The organism is Rhodococcus sp. NJ-530, assembly GCF_003860625.1.
Classification (GTDB): domain Bacteria; phylum Actinomycetota; class Actinomycetes; order Mycobacteriales; family Mycobacteriaceae; genus Rhodococcus_F; species Rhodococcus_F qingshengii.
On sequence record NZ_CP034152.1, the window covers coordinates 2630834 to 2647659 of the forward strand.

At 60.5% G+C, this 16826-nt stretch carries 16 protein-coding genes and 2 pseudogenes; 13 read left to right on the forward strand and 5 right to left on the reverse strand.

Annotated features, from left to right (window positions below):
- Positions 1–182: 182 nt before the first annotated feature.
- Positions 183–1034 carry a TetR/AcrR family transcriptional regulator gene (locus EHW12_RS12440; protein ID WP_125050851.1) on the forward strand — a complete coding sequence of 284 codons (852 nt, stop codon included), beginning with the start codon at positions 183–185 and terminating at the stop codon, positions 1032–1034.
- Here the strand turns inward: EHW12_RS12440 and EHW12_RS12445 are convergent.
- Positions 1008–2459: a recombinase family protein gene (locus EHW12_RS12445; RefSeq protein ID WP_125050853.1), complete on the reverse strand. Its 1452-nt coding sequence runs from the start codon at positions 2457–2459 to the stop codon at positions 1008–1010. The genes EHW12_RS12440 and EHW12_RS12445 overlap by 27 nt on opposite strands.
- A gap of 46 nt (positions 2460–2505) precedes the next feature.
- On the opposite strand from EHW12_RS12445, the pseudogene EHW12_RS12450 reads away from it, so the two are divergent.
- The 4 genes and pseudogenes from EHW12_RS12450 to EHW12_RS12465 all read left to right on the forward strand — a co-directional run.
- Positions 2506–3105, forward strand: a pseudogene (locus tag EHW12_RS12450) (ATP-binding protein); the annotation flags it as partial.
- Positions 3102–4229, forward strand: a complete 1128-nt coding sequence (gene dprA / locus EHW12_RS12455; RefSeq protein WP_125050855.1) for a DNA-processing protein DprA — start codon at positions 3102–3104, stop codon at positions 4227–4229. The pseudogene EHW12_RS12450 and the gene dprA, both read left to right, overlap by 4 nt.
- Before the next feature lie 461 nt (positions 4230–4690).
- Positions 4691–5050 carry an Lsr2 family protein gene (locus EHW12_RS12460; protein ID WP_003942721.1) on the forward strand — a complete coding sequence of 120 codons (360 nt, stop codon included), beginning with the start codon at positions 4691–4693 and terminating at the stop codon, positions 5048–5050.
- Between the two features lie 293 nt (positions 5051–5343).
- A pseudogene (locus tag EHW12_RS12465) lies at positions 5344–6113 on the forward strand (siderophore-interacting protein).
- On the opposite strand, the gene EHW12_RS12470 reads toward EHW12_RS12465, so the two are convergent.
- The gene (locus EHW12_RS12470; protein WP_125052582.1) at positions 6110–7282 is read right to left on the reverse strand and encodes a multidrug effflux MFS transporter; all 1173 of its coding nucleotides are present in this window, start codon (positions 7280–7282) and stop codon (positions 6110–6112) included. The pseudogene EHW12_RS12465 and the gene EHW12_RS12470 sit on opposite strands and share 4 nt — an antisense overlap.
- Before the next feature lie 84 nt (positions 7283–7366).
- Here EHW12_RS12470 and EHW12_RS12475 point away from each other — a divergent pair, with 84 nt between their 5' ends.
- Together EHW12_RS12475 and EHW12_RS12480 are read left to right on the forward strand one after the other, a co-directional pair.
- Positions 7367–8293: a tyrosine recombinase XerC gene (locus EHW12_RS12475; protein WP_164490574.1), complete on the forward strand. Its 927-nt coding sequence runs from the start codon at positions 7367–7369 to the stop codon at positions 8291–8293.
- Between the two features lie 123 nt (positions 8294–8416).
- On the forward strand, positions 8417–9526 hold the full coding sequence (locus tag EHW12_RS12480; RefSeq protein ID WP_003942711.1) for a MinD/ParA family protein: 1110 nt from the start codon (positions 8417–8419) through the stop codon (positions 9524–9526).
- Between the two features lie 25 nt (positions 9527–9551).
- Here EHW12_RS12480 and EHW12_RS12485 read toward each other — a convergent pair whose 3' ends face one another.
- Positions 9552–10052, reverse strand: a complete 501-nt coding sequence (locus EHW12_RS12485; RefSeq protein ID WP_125050859.1) for a M23 family metallopeptidase — start codon at positions 10050–10052, stop codon at positions 9552–9554.
- Positions 10053–10359: 307 nt separating this feature from the next.
- On the opposite strand from EHW12_RS12485, the gene rpsB reads away from it, so the two are divergent.
- From rpsB to EHW12_RS12515, 6 genes are all read left to right on the forward strand, one after another.
- Positions 10360–11169 (forward strand): 30S ribosomal protein S2, encoded by an 810-nt coding sequence (gene rpsB / locus EHW12_RS12490; RefSeq protein WP_125050861.1) that lies wholly within the window; start codon positions 10360–10362, stop codon positions 11167–11169.
- A gap of 152 nt (positions 11170–11321) precedes the next feature.
- A complete protein-coding gene (gene tsf / locus EHW12_RS12495) occupies positions 11322–12149 on the forward strand; it encodes a translation elongation factor Ts (RefSeq protein WP_007734877.1) in 828 nt (275 codons plus the stop codon).
- Between the two features lie 200 nt (positions 12150–12349).
- Positions 12350–13078: a UMP kinase gene (pyrH, locus tag EHW12_RS12500; RefSeq protein ID WP_003942722.1), complete on the forward strand. Its 729-nt coding sequence runs from the start codon at positions 12350–12352 to the stop codon at positions 13076–13078.
- 43 nt (positions 13079–13121) lie between these two features.
- The gene (gene frr, locus EHW12_RS12505) at positions 13122–13679 is read left to right on the forward strand and encodes a ribosome recycling factor (protein ID WP_003942777.1); all 558 of its coding nucleotides are present in this window, start codon (positions 13122–13124) and stop codon (positions 13677–13679) included.
- 48 nt (positions 13680–13727) lie between these two features.
- Entirely contained in the window at positions 13728–14624 is an 897-nt protein-coding gene (locus EHW12_RS12510; protein WP_003942673.1) for a phosphatidate cytidylyltransferase, read from the forward strand.
- Positions 14625–14630: 6 nt separating this feature from the next.
- On the forward strand, positions 14631–15359 hold the full coding sequence (locus EHW12_RS12515) for a class I SAM-dependent methyltransferase (RefSeq protein WP_125050863.1): 729 nt from the start codon (positions 14631–14633) through the stop codon (positions 15357–15359).
- A gap of 79 nt (positions 15360–15438) precedes the next feature.
- Here EHW12_RS12515 and EHW12_RS12520 read toward each other — a convergent pair whose 3' ends face one another.
- Entirely contained in the window at positions 15439–16281 is an 843-nt protein-coding gene (locus EHW12_RS12520; protein ID WP_030535660.1) for a CoA ester lyase, read from the reverse strand.
- Between the two features lie 95 nt (positions 16282–16376).
- Entirely contained in the window at positions 16377–16787 is a 411-nt protein-coding gene (locus tag EHW12_RS12525) for a lipopolysaccharide assembly protein LapA domain-containing protein (protein ID WP_020969349.1), read from the reverse strand.
- Positions 16788–16826: the final 39 nt, after the last annotated feature.

A 16826-nucleotide genomic window follows, 5' to 3' on the forward strand; every position in this document is an offset into this window, starting at 1 on the left:
GTTGGAAGCGACGTTCAAGCCGTTGCATCGAACTGCGGCTGAAGGTGCTTCCAGTGTGGAGTTTTCAATCTGCGTCGATCCGTTGGCTTGCGATCTATTCCCAAAGTAGCAGGTACTACAGTTGGTGTCTAGAGATCTAGCCGTACTGCCTCCCAGTCGGTTCCGGCAAGTAGGCTGCAACTGTGGACGAAGCAGCTAGGGCACGTCAGACCGAAGCGAGGATCGCTGCGGCTGAGACGAAACGTGGGCGCAGTCGTGCAGCCATCCTTGATGCGCTTGGTTCAGGGGATTGGACAGACCCTCGGAGTTTCAACGTCGTTCATGTGACCAAAGCTGCGGGCGTTACGACTCCGACGTTCTATAGGCATTTCGAAGATCTCGACCAGGCGGTGTGCGCGTATCTCGCCAGGTTGTTGCCTGAACGTCATGGTTTTGCCGAGCGCGGATTGACGACCGAAGACGGCTTTGAAGTACCTCAACTGGACCAGTCTTGGAAGACTGCTGTTCGGGATGAACTCGCGGAAAGTCATCGGCGGCATTGTGACGAGGTCATCAAGTCGCTCGAAGCAGCTGAAGATTCAGATCTACTACATCACGACGCACTGAGCGACCGGATGTTCCTTGCAATCTTGAGGGCACACCGCCTCGCACTTGAACAGAAGATGCGATTTCCACATGCGGGCGACTACGGATTTGTCGAAATGGTCACCGCGGAGTCGTTGTCTGTTGCGAAGGACCGTCTCGATCTGATCGATGAAACGAAAGACGTTGTCGGGCAATTGGACACCTTGCCTCCACGGGGGCGGCAGAGCGATCGCAAGTACTTGGACAATGAGGATGAGACTCTAATTACGTACCATGTCTGCGGCGCGGTACACGGGCAAGGTGTTTGGAGGTTCAAGCCAAGCCAGGATGATTTTCGCGAGTGGCTTCCAATTGAGAATGCTGCCGCCGCAATTGTTGAACACCTATGCGAAAAGTATCCTACGCCTTCCATTCGATCTGAATCAGATCAGGATCAAACCTCCACTTAGACTTGTACTTTGGGTACTTGTAACCCGGCACGCGAGGGAGGGGTGGACAGAGATCCGATCAATGAGTAGAAACAACAGCGAACGCTGCCATTCGAGTGTCTCGTTCTCCCATCGTTCACGGAGGTCGCCGCTTACGTCTGTCGTGTTGACTGCCTCGCTCACTAACTCGGCATCAATTTGCTTAGTGATGAGCGCTAAGTCGTTGTCTGCCTGCGTCTTTGCGCGTTCGAACTGGTCGCGTGTGAGAAGTTTGTTGACGTAGTAGTCGTCCGTGATCTCGTTGATTGACGATTCTAAGGCTCGCTGTTGGTCGTTCAGTGTCTTCAACGTGTCTGCGCTCGTCTTGTGTTTGTGGAGTGTCGTAGCGAGCTCAGGTGAGTTGAGGCGGAACATAATTGAGTCCACAACCAGGTCGATGATCGGCTCGACCATTCGCGAAACCTTCCCGCAACCGTGCTGGCGACCCGTTTGGTTGTCGGTCTTTCCGCACGCGGCAGTGGTCTTGTACGACCCGTCTCGTTGCTGCTTGCTTTTGTGGAACATCTTCTCGCCACAGGCCCCGCAGATGAGGAATCCTTTCAATAGATGCTTGCGTGCCCGTCCGGGATGAGGTGACTTCCTTCGGCTGATGTCGATCGCAAGTTTGAGGTTCGCCCACTCGTCTGGACTGAGGATTGCAGGTGACTGGGCGGGGTACTCGACACCCTTGTGCAGCACGATCCCCGCATTGATCGGTCGGATCAAGACGTTGCGAACCTTGAGTGAGTTCCAGTCCTTGCCGTGGGTTGTTCGGATTCCTCGTTGATTCAAGCTGACTGCAATCGACCACCACGACCGCCCGACGACGAACCTCTCGTACATGTCACGGATGATGGCGGCTTCGCTCTCGCGGATAGCTTTGCGCTGAGGCTCGAAGCCGAAGGGACGCTGCCCACCGAGGTACTTGCCATCCTTGGCGGCTTGCAACTTGGCGGTCTGCTGGCGCTCAATCATGTGTTCGACTTCGTACCGAGCCGCTGCACCGATGATTCGAGCGTTGAAGCGACCTGAGGGTGTGGACAGGTCAATGTGGCCGGCAAGAACGGTGTGGGTCGTCACGCGATGGATCTCGGATACATCGACGTACTCCTCGAGTTCGACGGGAGATCTCTGCAGGCGGTCCTGGTGGTATGCCAGAACGGTCCCGACTGCGCCTGTCCTCATCAGCTCCAGCAACTGTTTGTAGCCAGGCCTGGGCTTTCCGGAGTACGCGCTGATGTCGTTGTCTACGAGTACGTGCTGAACCGAGAGGCCGAGGCGATCGGCCATTACGCGGCAGTCTGATTGCTGGCGTTCGACTCCAGCGCTCTTGCCTGTTTTATCGCTACTGATTCGGCAGTAGATTGCGGCTAAGGTGTTGGGAGAGTTGGTAATTCGGTCTTGCATCTGTACCCCTCATTGTATCAATGTGTGGGGCATTTCACAATCTTTCGACGAATGTGCCGAGATCGGGGTGAAGGTGCTCGAAGCGCTACGCACACCACTCGAAGACGGGGAAGTGCGAATCGCCCGGCGGGACGGAGTTGCTCGGTACCCGGCGCGGTTCCAGCTGATACTGGCCGCGAATCCGTGCCCATGCGCGCCGCCGCGAGACGCGGACTGCGTCTGCGCACCCGCGGCGCGTCGCCGTTACCTGGGGAAATTGTCTGGCCCGTTGTTGGACCGAGTCGACATCAGGGTCCGGATGCAGGCGGTAGCAACCGGAGCGCTGATCGACGAAGTGGGGGAAAGCACCAGCGATGTTCGTGCGCGCGTGGCGGCGGCTCGAGACACTGCAGCCCAGCGGTGGAGTGAGTACGGGTGGCGGACCAACGCGGAAGTACCAGGGCCGGCGTTGAGACAGAAGTTCAGACTCTCGCGTGCAGCGCTGGCGCCGGTGGAACGGGCGCTGCGTAAAGGTGTCATCACTGCTCGTGGGGCGGACCGAGCGTTGCGGGTTGCCTGGAGTGTAGCCGATCTGGCAGGTGAAGCGATGCCCGGACCAGACCAAGTTGTCACCGCACTCGACTTCCGAGACAGGGGATTTCAATGACTGCACACGATCCACGACTACTCGCTTGGGCATATCTGTCCCGCGTCGTGCAGGGCCCTAGCGCGCATATGTCCATGTTGATCGACGAGCTCGGGGTCGAAGAAACTGCGAGGGCGGTCCGCAACGGCGATCTGCCACCCGCAATCGAGGAGAAGACGCGAGCCCGCGCTCACATCGACACAGCCCAACGAGACCTCGACCTGATGGAGGCGATGGGTGGCAGACTCGTAACACCGAATTGCGCCGATTGGCCGGCGTGGCGAATGCTTTCCTTTGACGGACTCGATCCCTCCGGGGGTGAGACGGCACCATTTGTGTTGTGGGTGTTGGGGTCCGGGGATTTGGTTGATCTGACCGAGAGATCGGTTGGAATTGTGGGCACGCGGGCATCTACTGTGTACGGCGAACACGTGACGGCAGAGATTGCCGGTGACCTGGCTGTCGACGGGTGGACCGTGATTTCCGGGGCGGCCTTCGGTATCGACGGGGCCGCGCACCGCGCTGCATTGGGCGTAGGTGGAACCACACTGGCTGTCTTGGCCTGTGGCGTGGATCGGGCGTATCCGTCAGGGCATGCGCGACTACTCAAACAGATAGCGAGTTCGGGTGCAGTGATAAGTGAATATCCGCCGGGCACAACACCTGCAAAGTTCCGGTTTCTGGCAAGGAATCGACTGGTAGCTGCGTTGTCGGACGGAGTAGTGGTGGTCGAGGCGGGTTGGCGCAGTGGTGCACGCAATACCGCCAATTGGGCTCGAAAACTAGGCCGTCCCGTGATGGCGGTGCCCGGACCGGTTACCTCGGCATCCTCGACCGGATGTCACCGGATGATCCGCGAAGGTGAAGCGCGACTCGTTTCCAATGCCGTGGATGTAGTCGAAGCGTCAGGCCCATTTGGTGTCGGGGATTCCGCGGAGGATGCAGCCGCGACGCGTGACATCGACGCATTGCGCGGCAATTCTCGATTGGTATACGAAGCATTGCCGGGAACGGGGTCTCGCAGTACGCGTGAGTTGTCCGAGGAATCGGGATTGCTCATAGCTCAGGTTCGTGCCACTCTTCCTCTGCTCGAACTGGAGGGATTTGCAAGTTCTGATTCCAGTGGTTGGTTTCGGACGCGGTAGTACGTGAACTACTTCTGCGCCCGTTAGACCATGCGTGGCGATGCTCACTAATCGTTTGCGAAGACCGTGAATCGTCAATACCCGCAGCGCATCGGAAATGGCACGTCAGGGCTATTTTTCACGAATTTGCTCGACTGTGTGCAATGTAATTCTCGATGCGTTTCGCCGACCCGACCCGCAAGTTCGACGGGTCTCAGGAAAGCCTCAGGTCAATGTGCATGGAAGTCCGATTAGTCTGGATCACGATGACGGCGGGCATTGATTGACACCCGGCATCCGAGGGATGAATGTGCAGAATTTTCAGGTTCGTGTTCGGTCGAGGCAATGCCGCTAACCCGCTGCTAATTCGGACCATTGAGTCTGTTCGGAAATGGCAGAGGTTTTCGGACTTCTTTTGTTCATCAACGCTCTATCTGTGTATTGTGAAGGAGAATTGAATCGATCATTGAAAGAGGAGTGCAATGGCTGAGAAGCTGATTCGGCAACTCATCGACGACCTTGACGGTAAGCCGATTGACGATGGATTCGGTGATCGAATTGAGTTCTCTTACCAGGGAACGGATTACGTGATCGATCTGCGCGCCACCAATGCGGAGAAGTTCGATGCTGCGGTGAAGCCGTTCGTCGAGGCAGCTGCGAAGGTGAGCGGAAAACGCGGTAAGAAGGCTCAGGCTGCATCGCCGCAGGCCACGTCAGGTTCCGGACGCTCCAAGGAGACGCTCCAGGCCATTCGCGACTGGGCGGGTAAGAACGGTTACGAAGTTGCTCCGCGTGGGCGTATCAAAGCGGAAATCATCGACGCTTTCGATGCTGCACACTAGATTGAATTAAATACACCTCTGGCTCTCGGCGAACTCGCCGGGAGCCAGAGGTGTATTTTACTGTTGCTTTGCCGAGTTCTCGGACGGCTTTGTCCGACAGGTCGTCCATGTGAAGCTGATCAGATAATTCGTCTATGCCGCACCGAATTTACCCAGCAGATTGGTCGGTTTCTTTCGCTGTGCACAAAGGTCGACAGAGCGCTGTGTGGAGTCGCCGGCGAGGTATTTCGCCCTCGTGCTGCAATAGTCGTGTACATTAGTTAGGTAACACTAACTTTCGGAAGGATCTTTCTGTGGCCAAGCCGACAACTGCATTGACGGTTCTGCGGACCGAACAATTGACCCCCCATATGGTACGAGTGTTTCTCGGGGACCAGGCTTCGAGTCGTTCACTCCCAGCGAATACAGCGATTCCTATGTAAAGATCGAATTCGGCACTCCTGATCAGCCGACACTGCGCACCTACACGATTCGATCGTACGATCTTGATGCCAAAGAGATTGCAATCGATTTTGTCGTCCACGGCGACATGGGTGTTGCAGGTCCGTGGGCCGCGTCGGTTCAGCCGGGCGCTGAGATTACTCTGCGGGGACCCGGTGGCGCGTTTTCGCCGTCACCAACCGCTGATTGGTATCTCTTCGTCGGAGACGAGACCGCAATACCCGCTATTTCCGCGTCGATAGCGAGATTGGCGCCGGATGCGGTCGGCTACGCCGTCGTCGAAGTCGGTGGACCGGAAGACGAAATCGCGCTCGATGCCCCAGAAGGTATTGCCGTGACCTGGCTGCATCGCGGGGCATCGTCCGACGCGGTCGGCGAAGAATTGGCGGGCGACAACGCTCCGGTTGTCGCCGCGGTCAAGGCTCTCGAGTGGTTGCCGGGCGAACCGCACGTGTTCATTCACGGTGAAGCGCAAGCCGTCATGCACAACCTCCGGCCGTACATTCGCAAGGAACGAAATGTCCCGGCGTCGGCCGCTTCCATTTCCGGCTATTGGCGTCGTGGTCGCACCGAAGAGGGCTTCCGGGTCTGGAAGTCCGAACTCGCTGCGGCCGAAAACTAACTCGCGGCGGCCGTGCCGCGAGTCAGCAACACGAGCGCAACGGCCGCGAGAACTCCGAAGGTGGGAATTGCGATTGCCATCGGAACTGCCGTGTCTTCTCCCGCAATTCCCACCAATGGCGAAACCAGCGCCGCCAAGCCGAACTGGCCCGCTCCCATCAGCGCTGAACCGGTCCCGGCCGCGTTGGTGACCTCTCCTTGGGCGAGAGCGGTCGCATTCCCCATGATGAACCCGATGCTCGAAATTGCCACGAACAGTGGGACCAAGATCAACCAGGTATTCGTGGAACTGAAAACCACGCTGGTGCAGAACAATACGGCGCCGCCCGTGAGGAGTAGGCACACCCCGAAACGCAGCAGCGTGTGTGCTCCGACGCGGCCGAGCAGGCGAGTGGTGATCATCGCTGCCGTGACCATTCCGGTGGCGTTCACTGCGAACACGATCGAGAATTGTGACGGACTCAGCCCGAGAACGTTCTGAACGACGAACGGTGACGCGGAGATGTACGCGAACAGGGCGCCGAATCCGAAGACGAATGCGAGCGCATATCCGAGGTAGTGCCGATTGCGGACCACGTATCGCAGATTCGAGATCAGGGCCTTCAATCCGCCGCCGTGGCGTCGCTCGGGCGGAAGTGTCTCGGGAACGAGCAAAACGACACCAGCCACCATTACAGCGCCCGCGACCGCCAGGACCCAGAAGATCCCGCGCCACCCGACGGGGCCGAGAAATGCGCCGCCGATCAGTGGCGCGACCACGGGAGCGATACCGCCGATGATCATCATGATGCTGAAGAGCTTCGCTGCGTCGTCGCCACGCGCTCGGTCGGCAATACAAGCGCGGGCAAGAACGATGGCAGCGCCTCCACTCAAGCCCTGGACGAGTCGTGCACCGATGAGAAACTCGATGTTCGGCGCCACCGCGCATGCCGCGCCGCTCAGTGCCGTGATGATTGTCGCGGCCAGCAGTATTCGTCGCCTGCCAAGTCCGTCGGAGATCGGACCGATGATCAGCTGGCCGATTCCGAGGCCTGCCATGAAGGTGGTCAGCGTGAGTTGAACGCTGGCCGCAGTAGTGTCGAGTGCATCCGCCATCAACGGTAGGCCGGGCAGGTACATGTCGATGGACAGTGGAGCGATTGCGGAAATCAGTGCCAGTACGCACAACATCTTCAGAGGAATTGCTCGATTCACCGATCAACCCTATCGGCGAGGGAGCTTGCAGTTTCAATCGCGGCGAGCGAGCGTGTGTTCATGACTGACGCATTGCCGGCGAGCTTGAGCGTTCACCTCGATGCGTATGCCGAGCACCTCCGACTGAGCCGAGGCCGGTCGGAACACACGATCCGCGCCTACGTCGGTGACGCGCGGGCATTGCTGACCCATTTCTCCGCGGGTTCGGAGAATGCAGATCTCGACCGCCTCGACCTTGGAGTCATGCGTTCGTGGTTGGCCGCCCAGAATGCCGTAGGAACAGCCCGTACGACGGTAGCTCGACGGGCTTCTTCGGCGCGTGGGTTCACTGCGTGGCTCGCGCAGACTGGACGCATTTCCGTCGACCCGGGCACACGTCTGGCGGCTCCACCCGCTCGCCGGACGCTGCCGACGGTGCTGCGTCAGAGCCAGGCCCTCGACGCAATGGATGCGGCGGAAAGCGGTGCGCAGCAACAAGAGCCGCTCGCCCTGCGAGACCGACTCATCGTGGAATTGTTGTACTCCACCGGAATTCGAGTCGGCGAGTTGTGTGGGCTGGACGTCGAGTCGGTCGATGCGGATCGACGTTTGCTTCGTGTTCTCGGCAAGGGGAACAAGGAGCGGTCGGTGCCATACGGCCTGCCCGCAGAATCGGCACTGAACGGCTGGCTGGAGCACGGACGACCCGCGCTGTGTTCGGATCGGTCCGGGCGAGCGTTGCTCCTCGGAGTTCGAGGCGGCCGGCTCGATCAGCGTCAGGCGCGTTCGGTGGTCCACGAAACCATGGCTGCAATTCCAGGGGCTCCCGACATGGGTCCGCACGGGCTTCGGCACTCGGCTGCGACACATTTGCTGGAGGGTGGTGCGGACCTTCGTGTGGTCCAAGAACTCCTCGGTCATGCGAGTTTGGCGACCACTCAGCTGTACACGCACGTGTCGGTCGAACGGCTTCGATCCGTCCACGATCAGGCCCATCCGCGCGCCTGATTTGTGGAGCGACGCGAGTTCTCGGCTGGTATTTGGTAGCGTCGCAGCTCAGAAGAGTGAACAATCGGCAAAGTTCGATCGTCGTGTCGAGACACTCGATTACATGCGATATCCGGGGGATTCGTGAACCGCCAAGATGTGAAGCACCTGCCGAACAGCGGCCAACCAGCCTGGCTGTCCGAATCGCCGCAACCGGCTCCCGAGCCGGCGCCGACGCCGGAGCCTGTGGCGCGACTGCAAGAGGTCTGGTCCACGCCACCGCCACCGTCGAGCCAACAGCAGGTGACAAACCAGGATCTGGTTGCCGAAGCTTTACTGAAACGCCCGAAACGGACGCCGCGTGGCGGCTGGCGTAGGGGATTGCATCGTGCGACCGGAGGTGTGGTCAATCTGGGGGATTCGACCAACGAACAGCGCAACCGTGCACTGGCCGCCCGAATCGAGCAGCCGATCCGCAACGACTACCGAGTCGCTCTGCTCTCGCTCAAAGGGGGAGTGGGCAAGACGACGGTCACGGTCGGACTCGGTGCGACGTTTGCTTCGCTGCGTGGTGACTGCGTCGTGGCGGTTGACGCCAATCCCGATTTCGGGACTTTGGCACAACGTGTTCCGCTGCAGACCAATTCGACAGTGCGCGATCTGATTGCTGCTAGACCGGACATAAAGAGCTATTCGGACGTTCGAGTGCACACATCCCAGTCGTCGAGTCGTCTCGAGGTGCTGGCGAGTGAGCAGGATCCGGCGATTTCGGAGGCATTCAGCGAGGCCGACTATCGCCAGGTCATCGACATCTTGCAGGTCTACTACAACATCATCCTCACTGATTGCGGTACCGGGATCATGCACTCGGCGATGAACGGCGTTCTGGATCTTGCCAATTCGTTGGTTCTGGTCAGTTCGCCGGCAATCGACGGAGCGCGCAGTGCAGCGGCAACGCTCGACTGGCTTCAGTTGCACGGATACGGCCATCTGGTCGAGCGGACCGTCGTCGTCATCAGCGCCGCCAGACCAGGGTCGAGCGTCATCGACATGGACGCGTTGGTGGACTATTTCATGCGTCGATGCCGCGCCGTCGAGGTCATTCCTTTCGACGAGCATCTCGCGGAGGGGTCGGTGATGGACCTCGAATTGATGCGACCGGCCACCAGACGAGCGTTCATGGAACTGGCAGCGATGGTGGCCGACGACTTCGCGGACGCTGTGGGTCGGCACGCCGTTTCCGAGTGGCACTGATTCTGCGACCGATTTCTGCGACCGATCAGCCTCCTTTCAATGGCTTGAGCCTGAGCGGGTGCGACCGAACCAGTCCGAGTGGATCGAGATACTCGCGTCCTCTGCGCAAGCCCCAGTGCAAACATGCTTCGACAGCGCACCCTTCGTGCCCGGTTTCGAGGGTTCCGATCACTGACCTGGCTGCGACGCGTTCACCTGTGCGAACGACTGCGGTGACGGGTTCGTAGGTCGTGCGTAGGCCGCCGGAATGATCGATCGACACCGTCGGCTTTCCGGCGACCACTCCCGCGAACACCACGATGCCGTCACCGGCCGCGAGGACGGATTGGCCGGCGCTGCCGCCGAGATCGACCCCGCGATGACCCGGCAGCCAGTTCTCGGCCGGTTTGTCGAAAGCGCGTTCCACGTGCGGCCGAGGAGCGAGCGGCCAGTCGAATCGCGTGTCTGCTGACGCCGTGCCTACGGCGACACAGCAGGAGATCACGGCGAAGGCCACGCCTCGTCGAGCTCCGCGCAACATCGTCATTCCTTGATCTTGCGTGGAGTAGCGCACGCTTCAATGCAGATCAGACGGGTAATCCACAAGGTAGCCGCCGATCCACAACCGCCGGTTCGGTCTGTTGCTTCCGGGGTGGTTATGGCATCGGGGGACGAGGACGTACACTTGTCGAGCGGTCTGTGCTCGCACAGTCCGACTTCGCGCGCCCGCGCACGTTTTCCGGCCTCGGCTGGTCCTGGTTCTCACGAAACAGGTCCGACGGCCGTGCGGGTGCCAGGGCAGGGATCACCCGATCGCCTGCATCAACCGGATTGAAAGTTTGAGGTACACAGCCATGGCTGTCGTAACCATGAAGCAGATGCTCGATAGTGGAACCCACTTCGGACATCAGACCCGTCGCTGGAACCCGAAGATGAAGCGATTCATCTTGACCGACCGCAACGGCATCTACATCATCGACCTCCAGCAGACGCTGACGTACATCGACAAGGCGTACGAGTTCGTCAAGGAGACCGTTGCCCACGGCGGCACCGTTCTCTTCGTCGGTACCAAGAAGCAGGCGCAGGAGTCCATCGCTTCCGAAGCGACTCGCGTCGGAATGCCCTACGTCAACCAGCGTTGGCTCGGCGGCATGCTCACCAACTTCACCACCGTTCACAAGCGTCTGCTTCGCCTCAAGGAGCTCGAGGCAATGGAGCAGACCGGTGGATTCGAAGGTCGCACCAAGAAGGAAATCCTCATGCTCACGCGTGAGATGACCAAGCTGGATCGCACCCTCGGTGGTATCCGCGACATGGCCAAGGTTCCTTCCGCGGTGTGGATCGTCGACACCAACAAGGAGCACCTGGCAGTTGCCGAGGCTCGCAAGCTGAACATCCCGGTCATCGCGATCCTGGACACCAACTGCGACCCCGACCTCGTCGACTACCCGATCCCGGGCAACGACGACGCCATCCGTTCCGCAGCACTGCTGACCAAGGTTGTCGCTTCCGCGGTTGCCGAAGGTGTGCAGGCACGTGCAGGACTGAGCGCCGACAAGGACGCGAAGCCCGAAGCCGGCGCAGGCGAGCCCCTCGCCGAGTGGGAGCAGGAACTGCTCTCGCAGGCAGCTCCGGCCGCAGAGGCACCGGCCACCGAGGCCTGATTCGTTGAAACCGGCCCTGACCAAGAGTTCTTTTGGTCAGGGCCGTTTCACCGTTAGGCCCGAGCACCACCGTCAGGCCGTGCTTCACCGTTAGGCCGTGCTTCACCGTTAGTCCTAGGTCCGAAACAGACACATGAGGAGGCTCGCTAATCATGGCGAACTACACCGCCGCTGACGTCAAGCGGCTCCGTGAGCTCACCGGCTCCGGAATGATGGCATGTAAGAACGCACTCGCAGATGCAGACGGCGATTTCGACAAGGCCGTCGAGCAGCTGCGCATCAAGGGCGCGAAGGATGTCGGAAAGCGCGCAGAGCGCACTACCGCTGAGGGTCTCGTCGTCGCCAAGGACGGCGTCATGATCGAGATCAACTGCGAGACCGACTTCGTCGCCAAGAACGACGAGTTCATCAAGCTGGCCGACGAGATCGTGACCGTCGCTGCTGCTGGTAAGCCTGCTGACCTCGACGCTCTCAAGGCGCTCGAGCTCGACGGCAAGACCATCGACACCGTCATTGCGGAGCAGTCCGCGAAGATCGGTGAGAAGCTCGAACTGAGCCGCGTCGCTTCCTTCGACGGCCCCGTTGCCGTTTACCTGCACAAGCGCAGCTCCGACTTGCCGCCCGCTGTCGGCGTTCTCGTCGAGTACACCGGTGAAGGCGATGCTGCTGCTGAGGCCGCTCGCGGCGCTGCAATGCAGGTCGCAGCACTCAAGGCGAAGTACGTCACGCGTGACGAGGTTCCCGAGGAGATCGTCGCTTCCGAGCGTCACATCGCCGAAGAGACCGCCCGCGCAGAAGGCAAGCCCGAGCAGGCACTGCCGAAGATCATCGAAGGCCGCGTCAACGGTTACTTCAAGGACGTCGTTCTGACCGAGCAGTCTTCGGTCACGGACTCCAAGAAGACCGTCAAGGCGATCCTCGACGAGGCAGGCGTGACCATCAAGCGCTTCGTGCGTTTCGAGGTCGGCGCCTCCGCTTAATTCGGAGCCCGCACACATGGACCCCGCCTGAAGAGCATTTGCTCTACCGGCGGGGTCTACGTGTACCTGGGGCCTCCGATGAGGCAGGATGAGAGTGCCTCGGGACGAGTCCCGGGGGCTTTCCTATGCCGCGGTGTCCGATTCGGCGGCAGAAGAAGAATGAAGGACCTACAAGGTCTTGTATCGAACTGAGGAGAACAATGTCCGAACCAGCCAACGAACGTCCAGGATTCAAGCGGGTCCTGCTCAAACTCGGCGGCGAAATGTTCGGAGGCGGCAAAGTCGGTCTCGATCCCGACGTGGTCACCAAGGTGGCTGAGCAGATCGCAGAGGTCGTTCGATCGGGCGTACAGGTTGCAGTGGTCATCGGCGGCGGAAACTTCTTCCGCGGAGCGGAACTGCAGCAGCGTGGCCTCGATCGCGCGCGCTCCGACTACATGGGCATGCTAGGCACCGTCATGAACTGCCTCGCTCTGCAGGATTTCCTGGAGAAGGCGGGCGTCGATTCTCGCGTGCAGACGGCCATCACCATGGGCCAGGTCGCCGAGCCGTACCTCCCCCTTCGCGCACGCAGGCACCTCGAGAAGGGGCGCGTAGTCATCTTCGGTGCCGGGATGGGTATGCCCTACTTCTCGACTGACACCACTGCTGCGCAGCGCGCGCTGGAGATCGGTGCCGAGGTAGTGCTGATGGCCAAGGCTGTCGACGGCGTCTACTCGGCCGACCCGCGTCTCGACCCGGACGCGACGATGTACGAACAGATCACGCACCGTGAGGTCATCGAACGTGAGCTCAAGGTCGCGGACGCGACGGCATTCAGCCTGTGCATGGACAACTCGATGCCGATGATGGTGTTCAACCTCCTCACCGAAGGAAACATCGCTCGCGCGGTGTCCGGTGAGAAGATCGGCACCCTGATCAAGTCGTGAGTGACACCCAAAAAATGATGCAGAACAACATGGAGGAACAGCCGTGATCGATGAAGCGCTCTTCGAGGCAGAAGAGAAGATGGAAAAGGCTGTCACGGTAGCCAAGGACGATCTCGGCTCGGTTCGCACCGGACGCGCGAACCCCGGTATGTTCTCGCGCATCGTGATCGACTACTACGGTTCGATCACGCCGATCACGCAGCTCGCGAGCATCAACGTCCCCGAGGCCCGCATGGTCATCGTCAAGCCGTACGAGGCTTCGCAGCTCAACGCGATCGAGACGGCGATCCGCAACTCGGATCTCGGTGTGAACCCGTCCAACGACGGCAGCATCATCCGTATTTCGGTTCCGCAGCTCACGGAAGAGCGTCGTCGTGAACTGGTGAAGCAGGCCAAGTCCAAGGGCGAGGATTCGAAGGTCACGCTGCGCAACATCCGCCGCAAGGCGATGGACGAACTCGGCCGGATCCAGAAGGACGGTGAAGCCGGCGAGGACGAGGTCGGTCGCGCAGAGAAAGAACTCGACAAGACCACGGCGAAGTACGTGCACACGGTCGAGGAACTCGTCAAGCACAAGGAAGCAGAGTTGATGGAGGTATAGCCTCCTCATTTGCAGTGTTTGTCGTCGGGAGTAGATCAGGGAGTTTGGGTGCACGCACAAGAGGGAACCGCCGGTGGTCCCGTCACGGACGGGCCTACGGGCGGCGCTGAGGGCGCGCAACCGCCGAAGTCGAAGGCGGGCAGGAACCTACCTGCCGCCATTGGCGTCGGAGCCGGCCTCGGCGCCTTGGTCATCGGCACTTTGATCTTCCTGCCCCCGGGATGGATCGCTGTCGTTGCGATCGCGATGTTCATCGCGACGTGGGAGGTCACCACGCGGCTTCGTGAAGCCGACATCGAGGTGCCGCGAATTCCGCTTCTCGTCGGCGGGCAAGCCACGATCTGGCTCGGCTGGCCGTGGGGACCGGTCGGGGTGCTCAGCGGATTCACCGCAACCGTCCTGGTGTGCATGGTGTGGCGGTTGTTCGACCACGGGCTCAAGGCGACCCCGAAGAACTTCCTGAGAGACACCTCCATCACGGTGTTCGTTCTGGCGTGGATCCCGCTGTTGGCGTCATTCGGTGCGTTGATGGTGCTCGAAGACGACGGCCCCGGTCGCGTCTTCGTCTTGATGATCGGTGTCGTGTGCTCCGACATCGGCGGCTACGCGGCTGGAGTGCTGTTCGGGAAGCACCCGATGGTGCCGGCTGTGAGCCCGAAGAAGTCCTGGGAAGGATTCGTCGGCTCCCTCATTTTCTGCGTCATCGGCAGTCTGCTTTCGGTGACGTTGATCCTCGACGCGAATTCGATGATCGGCGTCCTGCTCGGTGTCGTCCTGGTGGTAGTCGCGACGGTCGGCGACCTGATCGAATCGCAGATCAAGCGTGAACTCGGCATCAAGGACATGGGAACCTTGCTTCCCGGTCACGGCGGAATCATGGACCGCCTGGATTCACTCCTGCCGTCGGCATTTGTCACCTGGCTGATTCTGTACGCACTCGTCTGATTTCTCGTGCGTGATTTCTTCTCCGGCCGATCCAAGCCGATCCCCAGTCCGAACATCTGGCATTGGCCGGACGTGTACGAAATCGAGAACCGCGCGCAGGACGTCGACGGTTCCCTCTGGGCTGCGATGCGAGCCCGGGTCGACTGGTCTGGACGCGATGTCGTCGATGTCGGCTGTGGGGCGGGGTTCCATCTACCGGAGTTCGCTCGTACTGCCCGTCGTGTTGTCGGAGTGGAGCCGCACGCACCGCTGGTGAAGGCCGCGCGGGAACGAACCCGCGATTCGGCGTCGATCGACGTAGTCCAGGGTTCAGCAGAGTCCACGGGTCTGGTGGATGCTTCAGTCGATCTCGTTCATGCCCGTACGGCGTACTTTTTCGGCAAAGGCTGCGGCCCGGGAATTCGTGAGGCCATGCGCATCCTGAGGCCAGGGGGAGCCCTGCTGATCGTGGATCTCGATGTGAGCGCCGGCCCGTACGGAGAGTGGATGAGGGCGGATCTGCCCAAATACGATCCCGCGGCGGTCGAAGGATTCTTCGAGGCTCAAGGGTTCTCGCTCACGCGCGTCGACACCCGGTGGGAGTTCGAGAATCGAGACGATATGCGGCGGGTACTCGGAATCGAGTTCACCGAGAAGACTGCCGAGCGTGCGTTCTCGCAAGTAACGGGATTGGGCTTCACGGTGCGATACCGGATCCATGTTCGGTCCAAACCACGATCACTCGAACTTGCGTGAAGGCGGGCTCAAAAGACGAACGTCAGGCGCTCCGACTTGAGCGCCTGACGTTTTCTGCACCGATTCAGTAGTAAAAAAATCAGTGATCGGTGGGGATGTGGAACAGGGTGGCGAGCTTGTGAATCTTCTTCGCCTTGGCGAGCTTGGGCAAGTCGCTGCCGTCGCGCACGCGTGAGCCGTCTTCGCCGAGATCGTCGATGACATTCTGAGCCCAGATCGCGTCGGCCACGGATGGACTCAGTCCTGCGTTGACGGGGGCAGTCTGCGCGGTGGTCATGCAGAGTTTGCCGGCCATGCCGAGTGACAAGGTGATCGCACAGTCTCGGGCGAGCAGATCCAGATCGGGGCCGAGCGTGGGACCGTCGATCGGCGGAGCGATGCGTGCCGCGCGGCTGGCGATGGTGAGCCGCGAACGCGGGTACGACATCGACGTGGGGGAGTCGTCCATCCCAGTGTCGCGCCGGAAGTCGCCGCTGCCGAATGCGAGACGGAAGATGCCGTCAGTGCGTGCGATCTCGGGGGCAGCCTCGAGTCCCACCGCAGATTCGACGAGAGCAAGAATCTTGGTGCCGTCGGGAAGTCGCTCGGCCGTGGCGTCGGCCTGCTGACCGCTTTCGGTCTTTGCGAGCATGACACCCTCGAGTCCGGGGAGGCCCGCGAGTACGGCCAGATCCTCTTCCCAGAACGGTGTCGTGGCGTCGTTGATCCGAACCCAGGCGTGATTGTGTTCGCTCAGGAATGCGGCGACATCGCGGCGGGCAGCTGGTTTGTTGGGTGCGGTGACGGCATCCTCGAGGTCGAGAATGACGGCGTCGGCCGCACTCGCGAGTGCGGCGTCGAAGGTGTCCGGTTTGGACGCGGGGACGAGGAGCCAGGATCTTGCCTGCTGCGGGGCAATTCGCGAGGTCACAGGTCTCTCCATGTGAGTAGTCACATCAGGGCCTTTCCGGTGATTTCCACGACATCAATGATGCCTGCTGGCCCATCGATCGACCCAATTGCGTAACTAGATTTCAGTCACATCTGCCGCTTCGCTGCGCGCCGGATCTGAATGATGCGAACGCCACCTGCCAACGCCATGATCAACGCGCCCGCGATGGCGGAAAGCAGGATCGTGATTCCGAGCGGAAAGTCGATCTGCCAGGCGAGGATCTTGACGGAGACGCTCTCGAGGTTCTGCAGGATGAACACCAGCAGTAAGATCAGCACAATTGCGCCTATGACCAGGCCAACCCAGGTCGTCGCAGCCCTGGTTCGGTCGGTGACCGACGTTCCGGTCGGCACCGGTTCAGGCGTCGGTGTCGGTTCCGGATCGTGTTTTTCCACTGCCTTGTCCTCGCCCACCTTCGGAAGTTCCGGATCGGGACCGAAACCGTCGGCGGGGCCGTACACGGGGGAGTTCGACGGATCCTCTGGTGTGGTTGACATGACATGATCATCACGCAACCTGCGCAAAGTTGCACGGGT

Coding starts and splice junctions, on each gene's coding strand:
- EHW12_RS12445 (WP_125050853.1), bottom strand. CDS start 2,459: ATGCAAGACCGAATTACCAACTCTCCCAACACCTTAGCCGCAATCTAC.
- dprA (WP_125050855.1), top strand. CDS start 3,102: ATGACTGCACACGATCCACGACTACTCGCTTGGGCATATCTGTCCCGC.
- EHW12_RS12460 (WP_003942721.1), top strand. CDS start 4,691: ATGGCTGAGAAGCTGATTCGGCAACTCATCGACGACCTTGACGGTAAG.
- EHW12_RS12470 (WP_125052582.1), bottom strand. CDS start 7,282: ATGTTGTGCGTACTGGCACTGATTTCCGCAATCGCTCCACTGTCCATC.
- EHW12_RS12475 (WP_164490574.1), top strand. CDS start 7,367: ATGACTGACGCATTGCCGGCGAGCTTGAGCGTTCACCTCGATGCGTAT.
- EHW12_RS12485 (WP_125050859.1), bottom strand. CDS start 10,052: ATGACGATGTTGCGCGGAGCTCGACGAGGCGTGGCCTTCGCCGTGATC.
- rpsB (WP_125050861.1), top strand. CDS start 10,360: ATGGCTGTCGTAACCATGAAGCAGATGCTCGATAGTGGAACCCACTTC.
- tsf (WP_007734877.1), top strand. CDS start 11,322: ATGGCGAACTACACCGCCGCTGACGTCAAGCGGCTCCGTGAGCTCACC.
- pyrH (WP_003942722.1), top strand. CDS start 12,350: ATGTCCGAACCAGCCAACGAACGTCCAGGATTCAAGCGGGTCCTGCTC.
- EHW12_RS12520 (WP_030535660.1), bottom strand. CDS start 16,281: ATGGAGAGACCTGTGACCTCGCGAATTGCCCCGCAGCAGGCAAGATCC.
- EHW12_RS12525 (WP_020969349.1), bottom strand. CDS start 16,787: ATGTCAACCACACCAGAGGATCCGTCGAACTCCCCCGTGTACGGCCCC.